This window comes from Rhizobium mongolense USDA 1844, assembly GCF_000419765.1.
Lineage (GTDB): Bacteria > Pseudomonadota > Alphaproteobacteria > Rhizobiales > Rhizobiaceae > Rhizobium > Rhizobium mongolense.
In genome coordinates, this window is the sequence record NZ_ATTQ01000006.1 from 105,963 (window position 1) to 119,415 (window position 13,453).

Genomic DNA, 13,453 nt, shown 5'->3' on the forward strand with positions numbered 1-13,453 from the left:
CCTGCCTCTGCGAAATGTAGCGGCCGGGCGGTTTTGTTCCTAACTAGGCGTATCCGGCGCTCGCTTTCCCGCCGGGCCGGAGGATCCGATGCTGCTGGAATATTTCCAGATGATTGACCGCGTCGAAGCGGTCGACCTCGAAAAGGGTGTGCTCAAGGCGCGTTCCGTTGTGCCGGCGAAAAGCCCGGTCTTCGAGGGCCACTTTCCAGGTATGCCGCTCGTTCCGGGCGTGCTTCTCATTGAAACCATGGCGCAGGCCTCGGGCATGCTGGTGCTGGCAGCGACTGATTTTGCCGCGATGCCGTTCCTGATGTCGGTGGATGGCGCCAAGATGCGCACCTTCGTCGAGCCAGAGGCGGTTCTCGACATCGAGGCGTTTCTGGAGCATGACGGGTCCGGTTTTGCCGTGACCAAGGCAAGGATCACGAGCGGCGGCAAGAAGGTTTGCGATGCGCAACTGAAGTTGCGCACCATGCCCTTCAGCGAGGTTCCGCTCGGCGATATCGTTAAAAAGCGCGCGGGCGAGGTCGGCCTGATGGATGCGATCGCCGCGCAGGGAGTAAAGGGATGAGCAAGGCTCAAAATGATGTCGTCATCACCGGCGTCGGTATCGTCACTTGTCAGGGCGTCGGCAAGGATGCGCATGTCGCGCTCTTGACGGCAGGCCGAGCGCCGGAGCCGATCATCGAGGCCGAGAAATTCAAGCCCTATCCGGTACATCCGCTGCCGGAAATCGACTGGTCGCAGCAGATCGCCAAGCGCGGCGATCAGCGCCAGATGGAGAACTGGCAGCGCATCGGCGTCTTTGCCGCCGGCCTGGCGCTCGATGACGCGGGCTTCAAGGAGGATGCGGAAACTTGCGGCAGGATGGACATGATCGTGGCCGCCGGCGGCGGAGAGCGTGACATCAATGTCGATACGCTGATCGTCGACGAGGGCCTGAAGCGCAATGATCGCGAGCTCTTACTCAACGAGAAGCTGACCACCGAACTGCGCCCGACGCTCTTCCTGGCGCAGCTATCCAACCTCCTTGCCGGCAATATTTCGATCGTCCATAAGGTCACCGGTTCTTCGCGGACGTTCATGGGCGAGGAGGCTGCAGGCATCTCCGCCGTCGAAACCGCATTCTACCGGATCAAGTCAGGCGAATCCTCGCATGCCCTCGTCGGCGGCGCTTTTGTCGCCGAGCGTCAGGACATGATCCTGCTGCCCGAAGCGATCGGCGCTCACCTGCAGGGCAAATGGGCGCCGCTTTGGTCGCGCAAGGATACCGAGGGCGGCGGCATGATCCTGGGTTCGGCCGGGGCGTTTCTCGTACTGGAATCGCGCAAGCACGCGGAAGCGCGGGGGGCGCATATCTATGCGACGATCGATTCCATCGAGGGCGACCGCGGTAACCGGAATGCCGGAAACCTTGAGGTTCGTCTCGAGCGCCTGCTGCAGCCGGCCAAGAAGCTTGCACCTGAAACGACTGCGATCTTTTCGGGCTCGACCGGCATGCACGATCTGGCAGAGCGCGAGAAGGCGGTTCTGGAGCATCAGCTTCCGGGCGCGGCCGTCCGCGGCTTCGGCGGCGTGTCCGGCCATGCCATCGAAGCGCAGTTTACACTTGGACTTGCTTTTGCCGCACTCGCCGTCGACAGCAAAGCGAAGGTGCCGCCTTTCGACACCGCGCACGAAAAACCGATGAGCGCGGGTACCACGGCCGCTGTCGTCACCGCAGTCGGCCACCAGCGCGGCGAGGGTGTCGCCGTGCTTTCCGCGGATGCGTGAGGAGTGATCAAATGACAGAAGCGACTTACAAGGATCATCTCGGCCGCCCGATCGTCGCGGTCACCGGTATGGGAATCATCACCTCGCTCGGCCAGGGGCTCAAGGACAACTGGGCGGCGCTGACCTCCGGCACTTCCGGGATCCACGGCATCACGCGCTTTCCGACCGACGGGCTCTCGACCCGCATTGCCGGCACTGTTGATTTCATCGACATCCCGGTGCCGAACGCCGTTGAGCGCTCCTACGCCTTCGCCCGCGAAACGACGATCGAAGCGCTCGCCGATGCCGGTATCCCCGGCGATTTCAACGGTCCGCTCTTTCTCGCCGCGCCGCCGATCGAGCCGGAATGGAGCGCCCGCTTCGATCTCGCCGACCGTTCGCCGCCGTCCGACCATCCGGGCGATGCCTACGAGCGGTTCCTGGCCGCGATGCGCCAGCGCACGGATGCCGCCTTCCATGAAGCAGCACTCTTCGGCGCGATCTCCGAGCGTCTGGCCGACCGTTTCGGCACGCGCGGGCTGCCGGTGACGCTTTCGACCGCATGTGCTTCTGGCGCCACCGCGATCCAGCTCGGCATCGAGGCGATCCGCCAGGGTCGTACCGATCGCGCCCTTGCGGTTGCGACTGATGGTTCGCTGAGCGCCGAAGCGCTCATCCGCTTTTCGCTGCTTTCCGCGCTGTCGACGCAGAACGATCCGCCGACCAAGGCTTCCAAGCCCTTCAGCAAGGATCGCGACGGTTTCGTCATCGCCGAAGGTGCAGCGACGCTGGTGCTCGAATCGCTGGAAGCGGCTGTCGCGCGCGGCGCCAAGGTGCTCGGCATCATGAAGGGCGCGGGTGAAAAGGCCGACTCCTTCCATCGCACCCGTTCGTCGCCCGATGGCGGCCCGGCGATCGCGACGATCCGTGCCGCGCTTGCCGATGCCGGCATCGATGAAAGCGGTATCGGCTACATCAATGCTCACGGCACCTCGACGCCGGAAAACGACAAGATGGAATATGGGTCGATGCTTGCCGTCTTCGGCGAGCGCATGGCCTCCATTCCGCTGTCCTCCAACAAGTCGATGATCGGCCATACGCTGACGGCGGCTGGCGCGGTCGAAGCGGTGTTCTCGCTGCAGACCATGCTCACCGGCACACTGCCGCCGACGATTAACTACAACAACCCGGATCCATCTATCGTTCTCGATGTCGTACCGAACAAGAAGCGCGAACAGCAGGTCTCCGCCGTGCTTTCGAACTCTTTCGGCTTCGGCGGGCAGAACGCCAGCCTTGTCATGGCGCTCGAACCGGCTTAAGCGGTTGCCGACAAAATAAGAGAGAAGACGCCTTCGAGGCGAGAGGTTTTTTATGCGCGCTTTGCAACTGATCGATGACCGCAAGCTTGAGATCACCGATCTGCCGGAACCGAATGCTCCGGCTGCCGGTGAGGTGACGCTGCGGGTCAAGGCAGTCGCCCTCAACCATATCGACGTCTGGGGCTGGCGCGGCATGGCATTCGCCAAGCGCAAGATGCCGCTCGTCATCGGCGCGGAGGCCTCGGGCGTCGTGGAGGCGATCGGCCCGGGGGTCGCGAATGTCCTGCCCGGCCAGTTGGTCGCAATCTACGGCGCGCGCACCTGCGGTCTCTGCCGTCCGTGCCGCGAAGGCCGCGACAATCTCTGCGAACACGTCTCCGGCGTCCATGGCTTCCATCTTGACGGCTTTGCGCAGGAGAAGGTGAACCTTCCGGCCCGCCTGCTCGTTCCGGCACCGCCCGGCGTCGATGCCATCGGCGCGGCTCTTGCGCCCGTCACCTTCGGGACCGTCGAGCACATGCTCTTCGACAATGCCAAGCTCGAACCCGGCGAGACGATCCTCGTGCATGCCGGCGGTTCGGGCATCGGCACGGCGGCGATCCAGCTCGCCAAGAAGATCGGCTGCACGGTGATCACCACCGTCGGCTCGGACGACAAGATCGAGAAGGCCGAGGCGCTCGGCGCCGATCACGTCATCAATTACCGCACGGATCGCTTCGAGGGCGTCGTGCGCAAGCTCACGAAAAAGAAGGGCGTCGATGTCGTCTTCGAACACGTGGGCAAGGACACCTGGGCGGGCTCGATGCTGTGCATGAAGCGCGGCGGGCGCCTCGTCACCTGCGGCTCGACATCGGGCGTTTCCACCGACATGAACCTGATGATGCTCTTCCAGCAGCAGCTGAAGCTGCTCGGCTCCTTCGGCTGCCGCATGGAGAATATGGCGAATGCCATGCAGAAGATGGGCCGCGGCCTCGTTCATCCGGTCATCGACACCGAAGTCAGCTTCGACGATATCGACCGCGCGCTCGAACGCATGGAATCCCGCCAGATCTTCGGCAAGATCATCCTGAAGATGGACTGAACCGGTGAAGCTCTTCCTCACCCGGATCGTTCTGAAGCTCGAGCATTTCCGCCAATGGCTGATCGCTCAGCTGGCCTTTGGCTTCATGAATTTCCTGAAGCTGTTTCCGGCAGATAGCGCGATCCGGTTTGCTGATTGGCTGACCCGCAAGATCGGTCCGCACACGTCGCGCCACAAGCTGATGCTCTTCAACCTGCGCAATGCCTTCCCCGAAAAGGGTGAGGCGGAGCTAGAAGAGATCGCCCTGGCGAGTTGGGGCAATATGGGAAGGCTCGCCGCCGAATACGTCTTTCTGGACCGTTTGTTCGATTTCGATCCGGAAAGGACCGGGCCGGGCAGGGTGGAGGTCTCAGGGATCCCGATCTTCCTCGACCTGCGGGACAATCCCCGGCCGTTCATCGTCTTTACGGCGCATACGGGCAATTTCGAACTCCTGCCGGTCAGCGGCGCTGCCTTCGGTCTGCGTGTGACGGTTCTCTTCCGTCCGCCGAACAATCCTTATGTCGCCCAGAAGGTCTTCGATTTCCGTAGCGCCCGCATGGGCAAGCTCGTGCCGTCGCATGCCGGCTCGTCCTTTGCGCTGGCGCGTCAGCTCGAAGCCGGGCAAGGTGTCGGCGTTCTCGTCGACCAGAAGTTCCGCAAAGGGCTGAAGACCACCTTCTTCGGCCTGCACACGAAGACGAACCCGCTGTTGCCGAAACTCGTCCGTCAGTTCAACTGCGAGGTTTATCCCGCGCGCTGCATCCGGCTTCCCGGCAACCGCTATCGCCTGGAGATCGAGCCGAAGCTGGACATGCCGCGCGACGAGAAGGGCAATCTCGACCTGACGGCGACCGCTCAGATGCTGAACGACAAGGTCGAAAGCTGGGTGCGGGAGTACCCGGCCCAATGGCTCTGGTACCACGACCGTTGGAAGGTAAAGCACGAAGTTCTTAAGTGAAGGGCTTTCAACCTCTCATATCTCATCCACTAAAACCCATGTGACGTCTACGTTGAACGTGAGTCCCAATCATGTTATCCGTCGCTACTAGGGCGAGTAGCGGGATTCATTTTCATGTCATATGCGTTGAATTCTGCCAAAGCGGGGAGAATATGAATCCCTTTGAAGAATAAGGGATCTGGAGGCGCCTTGCTCGAACTTTTGCAAGCTTTCTCATCACGCTGCTCGCAGATCGAAGCGGCGATTCGTCTTGGCGACGATCGGCTTGTTGCAACTCTTGATGGTGGCCTCGATCATTTGGTCCAGGTAATTGTCGACTATCAGGCGACCAACCTGATGGAGATGTACATGCAGCTTCAGTTTATCGGCTATCTGCTGCAGCAGGATGCCGATGACGCTGCCAGCGTCAGCCATCACTCAGCCATGCTCATATCCCTTTTGGAGCGCTATTTCGGCGCGCTGCCGCGTGCGGATTTCGCGTTGCCGCGGGAATTGCCGCTACCTGCACCGAAGGCCTATGTGCCCAATGTCGACAACGGGAATTTTTTGAATTCGGCGATTCTTGAGACGCTGCCGGATCGTGTCGCGGTGCTCACGCGCGACTACCGCTATCTTTATTCCAATCCGGTAAACTGTGCATATCTCGGACGAAGGCCGATCGACATGATCGGCCGCCATGTGATGGAATTCATTGGCGAGGAACAGTTCGTGGCACAAGCGAAAGCCAACCTCGACGCCTGCTTCGCGGGGCAGCATGTCGAATACAACTACGAACAGCGCGGCGAAAGCAGGCGAACGCGTTGCCGCATGTCGCCGTTGCGCGACCTGTCCGGGCAAGTCCTAGGTGCGCTTGTCGTACTGGAATCTGCCGATGCGGCAGCGATCTCGACAATCGCTGCTTAGCATTCCCGCTTTAAGTCTTGCTCCACACGGCCAGTTCGTAGGCATCCTTGTCAAGGAAGTGAAACCGCCGGCCGCCCGGAAAGGCGGTGATCGGCTTTACGATCTTGCCTCCGGCCCGTTCGACCTTCTCCAGCGCTTCTTCAAGTTTGTCGGCGTATAGGATCACAAGCGGGCCACCGCCCGGGCGCGGCGGTTGGATATTTGTGAAGCCGCCCGTCAGACGGCCGTCATTGAATTCGCAATAGCTGGGGCCGTAGTCGGTGAAACTCCAACCAAATGCGTTACCGTAGAAGGCCTTTGCCGCCGCTATGTCGGCGACGTTGAATTCAATGTAGTCGATCTTCAGATCGTTTGCGCTTTTTTCCATCCGTTACATCTCCATCAGTGATTTCAAGGCGTCGAGGTCCTTCTGCACATGGGCGGCATCAGCGGCGAACTGGTCGTCCGTCATGCCTGGCTGTTTCAGCAGCGTGAACATCACCTCGCAGCCGTCGCCGTTCGGCACGATTCGCAGCGCGTTGTAGACCCGCAGGCCGCTTTCGATTGTTACCGTATGGTCGATGACGCCGAACTCGTTGTGCGGGACGAAGCTCACACGCACCGTTCCGAGAGGACCGTGCGCGATCCAGTCACTTCCCTCCGGTTCGAGGCCGGCGGCCAGCCCCGAGGCCCAGAGCGACATGTTTTCCGGCTTGCCGGCAAAGTCGTAGACCTCCTTCCAGTACCGATTGATCGAGCAGTGAACAACTTTGGCAGGCAGGGTGCTCATCGAATTTTCCTTGGTGTTTCCTCCGCCGATAATAGCAGACAGGGAGGCGGCGTATTGAAGGAAACGGCCGCTCAGCCTGCGAACTGTGCGCTGCCGAACTGATCGGCGTCCTTCCAGACTTGCCGTTTTTCCCGGAGAGTGCCACAACACCGGTCCAAAATGACTCATCGGAGGTGTATCGTGGAAAAGGCAGAAATCGGGCTGATCGGTCTTGCCGTCATGGGTTCCAACCTGGCGCTCAACATTGCGGAAAAAGGCAATAAGATTGCAGTCTTCAACCGCACTCCCGAAAAGACGGACGAATTCTACGAAAGCGCCGGTGATCTCAAGAAGCAGATCGTCCCCTGCAAGACCATCGAGGAATTCGTCGAGGCCATCCGCCCGCCGCGTCCGATTATCATCATGATTAAGGCGGGCGAGGCTGTCGACCAGCAGATGGAAGCGCTGCGGTCGCACCTTTCCAAAGGCGACATCATGATCGATGCCGGCAACGCCAATTTCCGTGACACGATTGCCCGTTTCGACCGCCTGAAGGATACTGACCTGACCTTCATCGGCATGGGGGTATCCGGCGGTGAAGAAGGCGCCCGCCACGGCCCGTCGATCATGGTCGGCGGTACCGAAGACTCCTGGAAGCGCGTCGAGAAGGTTCTGACCTCGATTGCCGCCAAGTACAACGGCGATCCCTGCGTCGCCTGGCTCGGCAACGATGGTGCCGGTCACTTCGTCAAGACGATCCACAATGGCATCGAATATGCCGATATGCAGATGATCGCCGAAATCTACGGCATCCTGCGCGACGGCCTCGGCAAGAGCGCTGGCGAGATCAGCAAGATCTTCGGCGAATGGAACAAGGGCCGCCTGAATTCCTACCTCATCGAAATCTCCGAAAAGGTGCTGACGGCGAGCGATCCCGTGTCCGGCGGCCCGATGGTTGACATGATCCTCGATAAGGCCGGCCAGAAAGGCACCGGCAAGTGGTCGGCGATCGAAGCGCAGAACATGGGCATTCCGGCGACCGCTATCGAAGCTGCCGTTGCGGCCCGCAGCATTTCCTCGATGAAGGACCAGCGCGAAGCTGCCGAGAGGATCTTCGGCAAGCCGAAATACGAGTACCCGATCGCCTACGGCCAGGACCTCGACAATGATCTGGAACTGGCATTGTTTGCTGCCAAGATCGGCGCCTATGCGCAGGGCTTTGCCGTGATGGCTGAAGCTTCCCGCGAGTTCAACTGGTCCCTGCCGATGCCGGTGATCGCCAAGATCTGGCGGGCCGGCTGCATCATCCGCTCGCAGTTCCTGGACGAAATCACCAGCGCTTTCACCAAGGCGCCGGATGCGTCAAACCTCATCGTCACGCCGGCCTTCTCGGAAATGGTCAAGGAATCGATCCCGTCGCTTCGCCGCGTCGTTGTGGCAGCGCTTGCCGCCGGCCTGCCGGTTCCGGCGCTCACCTCGGCGCTCACCTATTTCGACGCCTACCGCCAGGGCCGCGGCACCGCGAACCTCATCCAGGCCCAGCGCGACTTCTTCGGCGCCCACGGCTTCGACCGCCTAGACGGCAAGGATTTCCACCATGGCCCATGGGGCAGCGGCGCTTCGACGTTCTGAGGTATCAATCGAACAAGAAAAAAGCCCGGTTTCGAACGGGCTTATTTTATTTCGAACATACCGAAGCCGGATCAGGGAGCCTGCGCACTGGCTTGCCCGCTTCCCATGGTCTCTTCCACATTTGCTTTCCTGCGGCCTCATCAAGTCTTGCGGTGAGGAGCGAGAAAAAACGACATGCCATCACCCTTGAGGGCTGCGCCGTGCGATCTTGCGCCTTAGGTGAGCTTGATCGCCAGAGTGTTGGCACCGTCTCAACACACTCCAAGTCGCCGCGAGCAGCGTTCACCCTTAACCACCGAGGGGGAGAGGGACTGCCCAGCCAGGGTAGCCGCATCGGATAACTTTGGAAAAGCGCGAGCCAGCTTTTCCGCTGCGAACTGCGGCGAAGCAGGATAGTGCAGCCCTCTGCACATGAAACGTGACCGCCTATTTGCGATCGTCCGGCCAGACCGGCTTGCTGATGCTCTGCAGCAGTTCCGGCTCAATGCCATCGATGCGGGCGATGACGGCCTTGGCCAGTTCGCGACCGGCGTGGCGGACGTCTTCATTGGCGGTGATGATCTCCGGCCTGATCCAGTTCAGGATCGGCGCGGACTGCTTGGAAACCATGTCGATATCGTAGCCGACGCGCTTACGTGTCGCCTCGATGCCGGCGTTGACGGCAATGGCGGCACTTCCGGCCGAACAGACGATGCCGTCGGGCGCGTTCGGCATGCGCATCATGGCTTCGACCGCGGTCTTGACCTCCTCCAGTGGCGTATCGGTGTTGACGCGCAGGGGGACCTCCTCGGCGCCATAGTCGTGAAGGCCGGTTTGGAAGCCGATCCTCGTATGGGCATAGTAAGTGAGCTTGCTCGCCGGCTGGAGCAGAGCGATGCGCCTGCGGCCGCGCTCGACGAGCCTCTTTACCGCGTCGTGCGCGAAGGATTCGTTGTCGAAATCGTGATAGGGGTGGACCAGTCCCGCATCGGTCCGGCCATGCGTCGCGAAGGGCATGTTCTGCTCAGCGAGCAGCCGCACGCGCGGATCGTCGGGCTCGATGCGGGAAATAATGACGCCGTCGGCAGAGCCGGTGTCCAGGATGTAGCGCACCGGCAGCATCGGGTCCTTGCTGTGCGAGTGCGGTGTCACGACGATGTGGTACGGCGTGCCGGTTAGCACCTCGGAAATGCCGAAGACCATCTGGCTCGAGAACCCCATGATCTCTTCGTCGATGGAAAGAACGAGCGCGATGACATTGGTCTTGCCGGTCCGGAGGCGTACGCCGGCGCGGTTCGGCTGGTAGCCGAGCTGGCGGGCGACCATGCGCACGCGCTCCTTGGTCTCTGCGCCGATATCCGGTGCGTCCTTGAGTGCGCGCGAAACCGTGGTAATGCCCAGGCCCGTCATGAAGGCAATTGTCTTCAGCGTCGGCCGCTCGCGCTGGATGGCCGCTGCCGCTCCCCCGGAATTTCCCTTGTTTTCCATCCCTTTATGTCACCTTCGCGCGATTTCGGTCCGCTTATAGAATGTTTTTCGCAAAGCTGTAAGCACATCCCCGCTGAACAACGCTCCCCCCTGAGCCATTAAATCTGTAACGATACAGTGGAAATGTCGAGCACTTTTTCTGATGTTCGCAGCATCCCTAGACGCTTGGGTTGTATTGTGGTTTCAAGCTCGGATCTTTTGCACTTGCGAAGGCGATTTCGTCAGACGACATGCGCCAAGATAGAAATTATTATTTAATATCAATTAATTACTTTGCTCATCATCATGCAATCTTGAATGCTCAACTCAACGCCATATGTCGCGAAGTTGTGGAGCCAGGACAGGCACAGGTAGCAATGGCGAGTTTCACATAAAATTTTGACAGCGGACTGTTGCGCCAAAATGTCGATTGCACTAAGTTTTTCCGGCAACGTTTCAGTGAGGGAGGAGAACTCATGAATTTTCGTTCGATGGCGGCTGTCCTTGCCGCTTCCGTCGTGCTGCCGCTTGGCGCGGCCAATGCGACCGATCTCGAAGTCACCCATTGGTGGACATCCGGCGGTGAAGCTGCCGCCGTCAAGGTCCTTGCCGACAGCTTCAATGCGAGTGGCAGCAACAAGTGGGTCGACGGCGCTATTGCCGGTTCCGGCTCCACCGCCAACCCGATCATCATTAGCCGAATTCTCGGCGGCAACCCGATGGGCGCTACGCAGATGAACACCGGCCGCGACGCCGAGGAACTCATCAAGGCAGGCCTCATGACGGATCTGACGCCACTTGCCGAGGAGGAACATTGGAAGGACGTCATCCGTCCGGCCAAGCTGCTCGATGCCTGCGTCTATGAGGGCAAGATTTATTGCGTGCCGATCAACATCCACTCCTGGCAATGGATGTGGCTCAACCGTCACGTCTTCGAAGACAACGGCATGGCCGTTCCAAAAAACTGGGACGAGCTCGCAGCCGACGCGCCGAAGCTGAAGGAGAAGGGCATCACGCCGCTCGCCACCGGTGCCCCGTGGCAGGTCGAAGGCATCCGCAACGTCATGCAGGCCGGCATCGGCGGCAAAGATCTCTACTTGCAGATCAACGACAAGAAGAGCGAAGAGGCCGTTCGCAGCGATCAGAACAAGAAGGTCTGGACCGCATTCGCCCAGGCCCGCGATATGGTCGATCCGGCTTATTCCGGCCGCGACTGGAACGTTGCCACCAACATGGTGATCGAGGGAAAGGCTGCCGCTCAGATCATGGGCGATTGGGCGCAGGGTGAATTCGGCGTCGCGAAGAAGGTTGCCGGCACCGACTACGATTGCCTGCCCGGTCTCGGCTTCAATCCGCAGCTCGATACGGGCGGAGACGCCTTCTATTTCCCGAAGAACAGCAATCCGGAAATCACCAAGGCGCAACTTGAACTCGCCAAGATGCTTCTCTCGAAGGAAGTTCAGGTCAAGTTCAATCTGGTCAAGGGTTCGCTGCCGGTTCGCGGCGACGTCGATCTCGAAGCCGCAAATGCCTGCATGAAGAAGGGCATCGAAATCCTGTCGGACCTCAACAACGTTCTGCCTTCGACCGAGCAGATGCTCGATTCCGATACGCAGGGCCAGTTGCAGGATCTCGCGCTCGAATTCTTCAGCTCCAAGATGTCTGTGGACGATGCAATCGATCGTCAGGCCGACATCATCTCGCAGGCCCAGTAAGGCCACAGACGCTCTCATAACTTGAGACGGTCTTATGGGGCGCGAGCGGACAGCTTTTAGTCTGGTTGCGCCCCCGACCGCCAACAGGAGGTATTGATGGCTCATGCCGGCCGGCCGTTTGGCCTATTGCGCAACCTCAATGCGAAGGTCGCAGCAATCCCTATGATGCTGACCGTCATTGTGATTTTCATCGGTTGCACGCTTTGGACCGTTTTTTACTCGTTCACGTCGTCGCGGCTGCTACCGACGAGCGATTTCGTGGGCTTTGACCAGTACAGCCGCCTTTTCGGCAATTCGCGCTGGAACCAGTCGGTTCTCAATCTTGCCACCTACGGCGTCTGCGTGCTGACATTCGTCTTCATCATCGGCTTCCTGCTGGCTGTTCTCATTGATCAGAAAATCAGGTTCGAAAACACATTCCGCACGATCTTTCTCTACCCGTTCGCCCTGTCGTTCATCGTGACGGGGCTCGTCTGGCAGTGGATTCTCGATCCCGGCCTCGGCGTGCCGAAGGTTTTGAACGATCTTGGCCTTCCGGGGGGCAGCCTCGCGCTGCTCGGCGACAAGAATACCGTCATCTATGCGCTCGTCATCGCCGGCCTCTGGCAGGGGACGGGGCTGGTCATGGTGTTGATGCTTGCCGGTCTTCGCGGCATCGATTCCGAAATCTGGAAGGCGGCGCGCGTCGACGGCATTCCGGCGTGGCGCACATACCTCTTCATCATCATTCCGATGATGCGCGGGGTCTTCGTCACCACGCTGGTGATCGTCGCTTCCGGCATCGTACGCGTCTATGACCTCGTCGTCGCAATGACGCAGGGCGGACCCGGCTTCGCATCGGAAGTGCCCGCCAAATACGTCTATTCGTTCATGTTCGAGCGCGCCAATCTCGGGCAGGGCCTTGCGGCGTCGACCGTGATGCTCGTCACCGTCTTCATCATCCTGGTTCCGTGGGCTCTCGCCGAGTTCCGCCAGAAGCGATCCTGAGGGAGCACGATCATGGCCATAGCCACCACCACCAACAACATCGCCAGCATCGTCGAGCCGGCAGGCGCAAGGCCGCGTCGCATGTTCGCGCCCTCGACCATCATCCTCTACAGCATCCTGACAGTCGCCGCGCTTTATTATCTTTTGCCGCTCTATGTGATGGTCGTGACCTCCCTCAAGGACATGACAGAAATCCGCATGGGGAACATCTTCGCTCCTCCGGTGCAGATCACCTTCGAGCCCTGGGTCAAGGCATGGAGCCAGGCCTGTACAGGCCTTGATTGCTCCGGCATCAGCGTCGGCTTCTGGAAGTCGGTCAAGATCACCATTCCGAGCGTCATTATTTCCGTGGCGATCGCCTCGGTGAATGGCTACGGCCTGTCCTACTGGCGCTTCAAGGGGTCGGAAGTCTTCTTTACGATCCTGCTTTTCGGCGCTTTCATCCCCTATCAGGTGATGCTCTATCCGCTCGTCATCATCATGCGCGAGCTCGGCATCTTCTCGACCATCTGGGCCGTCGTCCTGGTGCACACGATCTTCGGCATGCCGATCAACACGCTGCTCTTCCGAAATTATTTCGCATCTCTGCCTCCCGAACTCTTCAAGGCTGCGCGTGTGGATGGGGCAGGGTTCTGGCAGGTGTTCTTCCGCATCATGCTGCCAATGTCGCTGCCGATCTTCGTCGTGTCGATGATCATCCAGATCACCGGTATCTGGAACGACTTCCTGTTCGGCGTGATCTTTGCCGGCAACCAGAATTTCCCGATGACGGTGCAGCTCAACAACATCGTCAACGCCGTCCAGGGCGTGAAGGAATATAACGTCAACATGGCCGCGACGCTGCTTACCGGCGCGGTGCCGCTTATCGTCTACTTCGTGTCCGGACGTCTCTTCGTCCGCGGTATCGCCGCTGGCGCAGTGAAAGGTTGA

13 protein-coding genes are annotated in these 13,453 nt (G+C 60.0%); 10 read left to right on the forward strand and 3 right to left on the reverse strand.

The window, feature by feature from the left end; translation table 11 throughout:
- The first annotated feature begins 88 nt into the window (after positions 1 to 88).
- The 6 genes from A3C3_RS0112910 to A3C3_RS38275 all read left to right on the forward strand — a co-directional run bounded on the left by A3C3_RS0112910 (position 89) and on the right by A3C3_RS38275 (position 5,995).
- Positions 89 to 571, forward strand: coding sequence for a 3-hydroxyacyl-ACP dehydratase FabZ family protein (locus A3C3_RS0112910; protein ID WP_022715028.1), 483 nt, complete (start codon positions 89 to 91; stop codon positions 569 to 571).
- Positions 568 to 1,773 (forward strand): beta-ketoacyl-ACP synthase, encoded by a 1,206-nt coding sequence (locus A3C3_RS0112915; RefSeq protein ID WP_022715029.1) that lies wholly within the window; start codon positions 568 to 570, stop codon positions 1,771 to 1,773. Before A3C3_RS0112910 ends, A3C3_RS0112915 begins: the two co-directional genes overlap by 4 nt.
- 11 nt (positions 1,774 to 1,784) lie before the next feature.
- Positions 1,785 to 3,071 carry a beta-ketoacyl-ACP synthase gene (locus A3C3_RS0112920; RefSeq protein WP_022715030.1) on the forward strand — a complete coding sequence of 429 codons (1,287 nt, stop codon included), beginning with the start codon at positions 1,785 to 1,787 and terminating at the stop codon, positions 3,069 to 3,071.
- A 52-nt stretch (positions 3,072 to 3,123) separates the two neighbouring features.
- A complete protein-coding gene (locus A3C3_RS0112925; protein WP_022715031.1) occupies positions 3,124 to 4,152 on the forward strand; it encodes a zinc-binding dehydrogenase in 1,029 nt (342 codons plus the stop codon).
- Positions 4,153 to 4,156: 4 nt separating this feature from the next.
- Positions 4,157 to 5,092, forward strand: coding sequence for a lipid A biosynthesis lauroyl acyltransferase (locus A3C3_RS0112930; RefSeq protein ID WP_022715032.1), 936 nt, complete (start codon positions 4,157 to 4,159; stop codon positions 5,090 to 5,092).
- 189 nt (positions 5,093 to 5,281) lie between these two features.
- Positions 5,282 to 5,995: a PAS domain-containing protein gene (locus tag A3C3_RS38275; protein ID WP_051154464.1), complete on the forward strand. Its 714-nt coding sequence runs from the start codon at positions 5,282 to 5,284 to the stop codon at positions 5,993 to 5,995.
- A 10-nt stretch (positions 5,996 to 6,005) separates the two neighbouring features.
- Here the strand turns inward: A3C3_RS38275 and A3C3_RS0112940 are convergent, their stop codons facing one another.
- Entirely contained in the window at positions 6,006 to 6,362 is a 357-nt protein-coding gene (locus A3C3_RS0112940; RefSeq protein ID WP_022715034.1) for a VOC family protein, read from the reverse strand.
- Between the two features lie 3 nt (positions 6,363 to 6,365).
- Entirely contained in the window at positions 6,366 to 6,764 is a 399-nt protein-coding gene (locus tag A3C3_RS0112945; RefSeq protein ID WP_022715035.1) for an SRPBCC family protein, read from the reverse strand.
- 159 nt (positions 6,765 to 6,923) lie between these two features.
- Here A3C3_RS0112945 and gndA point away from each other — a divergent pair, with 159 nt between their 5' ends.
- Complete coding sequence (gndA, locus tag A3C3_RS0112950) at positions 6,924 to 8,375, forward strand: NADP-dependent phosphogluconate dehydrogenase (RefSeq protein WP_022715036.1); 1,452 nt, start codon at positions 6,924 to 6,926, stop codon at positions 8,373 to 8,375.
- Between the two features lie 426 nt (positions 8,376 to 8,801).
- Here the strand turns inward: gndA and A3C3_RS0112955 are convergent, their stop codons facing one another.
- The gene (locus A3C3_RS0112955) at positions 8,802 to 9,842 is read right to left on the reverse strand and encodes a LacI family transcriptional regulator (RefSeq protein WP_022715037.1); all 1,041 of its coding nucleotides are present in this window, start codon (positions 9,840 to 9,842) and stop codon (positions 8,802 to 8,804) included.
- Positions 9,843 to 10,297: 455 nt separating this feature from the next.
- Between A3C3_RS0112955 and A3C3_RS0112960 the strand changes: the two genes are divergently transcribed.
- The 3 genes from A3C3_RS0112960 to A3C3_RS0112970 all read left to right on the forward strand — a co-directional run bounded on the left by A3C3_RS0112960 (position 10,298) and on the right by A3C3_RS0112970 (position 13,453).
- On the forward strand, positions 10,298 to 11,536 hold the full coding sequence (locus A3C3_RS0112960; protein ID WP_022715038.1) for an ABC transporter substrate-binding protein: 1,239 nt from the start codon (positions 10,298 to 10,300) through the stop codon (positions 11,534 to 11,536).
- Positions 11,537 to 11,632: 96 nt separating this feature from the next.
- The gene (locus A3C3_RS0112965) at positions 11,633 to 12,523 is read left to right on the forward strand and encodes a carbohydrate ABC transporter permease (RefSeq protein WP_022715039.1); all 891 of its coding nucleotides are present in this window, start codon (positions 11,633 to 11,635) and stop codon (positions 12,521 to 12,523) included.
- A gap of 12 nt (positions 12,524 to 12,535) precedes the next feature.
- Positions 12,536 to 13,453 carry a carbohydrate ABC transporter permease gene (locus A3C3_RS0112970; RefSeq protein WP_022715040.1) on the forward strand — a complete coding sequence of 306 codons (918 nt, stop codon included), beginning with the start codon at positions 12,536 to 12,538 and terminating at the stop codon, positions 13,451 to 13,453.

Excerpts from the sequence above, each read along its gene's own strand:
- A3C3_RS0112910 (WP_022715028.1), top strand. The coding sequence starts at position 89 with ATGCTGCTGGAATATTTCCAGATGATTGACCGCGTCGAAGCGGTCGAC.
- A3C3_RS0112915 (WP_022715029.1), top strand. The coding sequence starts at position 568 with ATGAGCAAGGCTCAAAATGATGTCGTCATCACCGGCGTCGGTATCGTC.
- A3C3_RS0112920 (WP_022715030.1), top strand. The coding sequence starts at position 1,785 with ATGACAGAAGCGACTTACAAGGATCATCTCGGCCGCCCGATCGTCGCG.
- A3C3_RS0112925 (WP_022715031.1), top strand. The coding sequence starts at position 3,124 with ATGCGCGCTTTGCAACTGATCGATGACCGCAAGCTTGAGATCACCGAT.
- A3C3_RS0112940 (WP_022715034.1), bottom strand. The coding sequence starts at position 6,362 with ATGGAAAAAAGCGCAAACGATCTGAAGATCGACTACATTGAATTCAAC.
- A3C3_RS0112945 (WP_022715035.1), bottom strand. The coding sequence starts at position 6,764 with ATGAGCACCCTGCCTGCCAAAGTTGTTCACTGCTCGATCAATCGGTAC.
- gndA (WP_022715036.1), top strand. The coding sequence starts at position 6,924 with ATGACTCATCGGAGGTGTATCGTGGAAAAGGCAGAAATCGGGCTGATC.
- A3C3_RS0112955 (WP_022715037.1), bottom strand. The coding sequence starts at position 9,842 with ATGGAAAACAAGGGAAATTCCGGGGGAGCGGCAGCGGCCATCCAGCGC.
- A3C3_RS0112960 (WP_022715038.1), top strand. The coding sequence starts at position 10,298 with ATGAATTTTCGTTCGATGGCGGCTGTCCTTGCCGCTTCCGTCGTGCTG.
- A3C3_RS0112965 (WP_022715039.1), top strand. The coding sequence starts at position 11,633 with ATGGCTCATGCCGGCCGGCCGTTTGGCCTATTGCGCAACCTCAATGCG.
- A3C3_RS0112970 (WP_022715040.1), top strand. The coding sequence starts at position 12,536 with ATGGCCATAGCCACCACCACCAACAACATCGCCAGCATCGTCGAGCCG.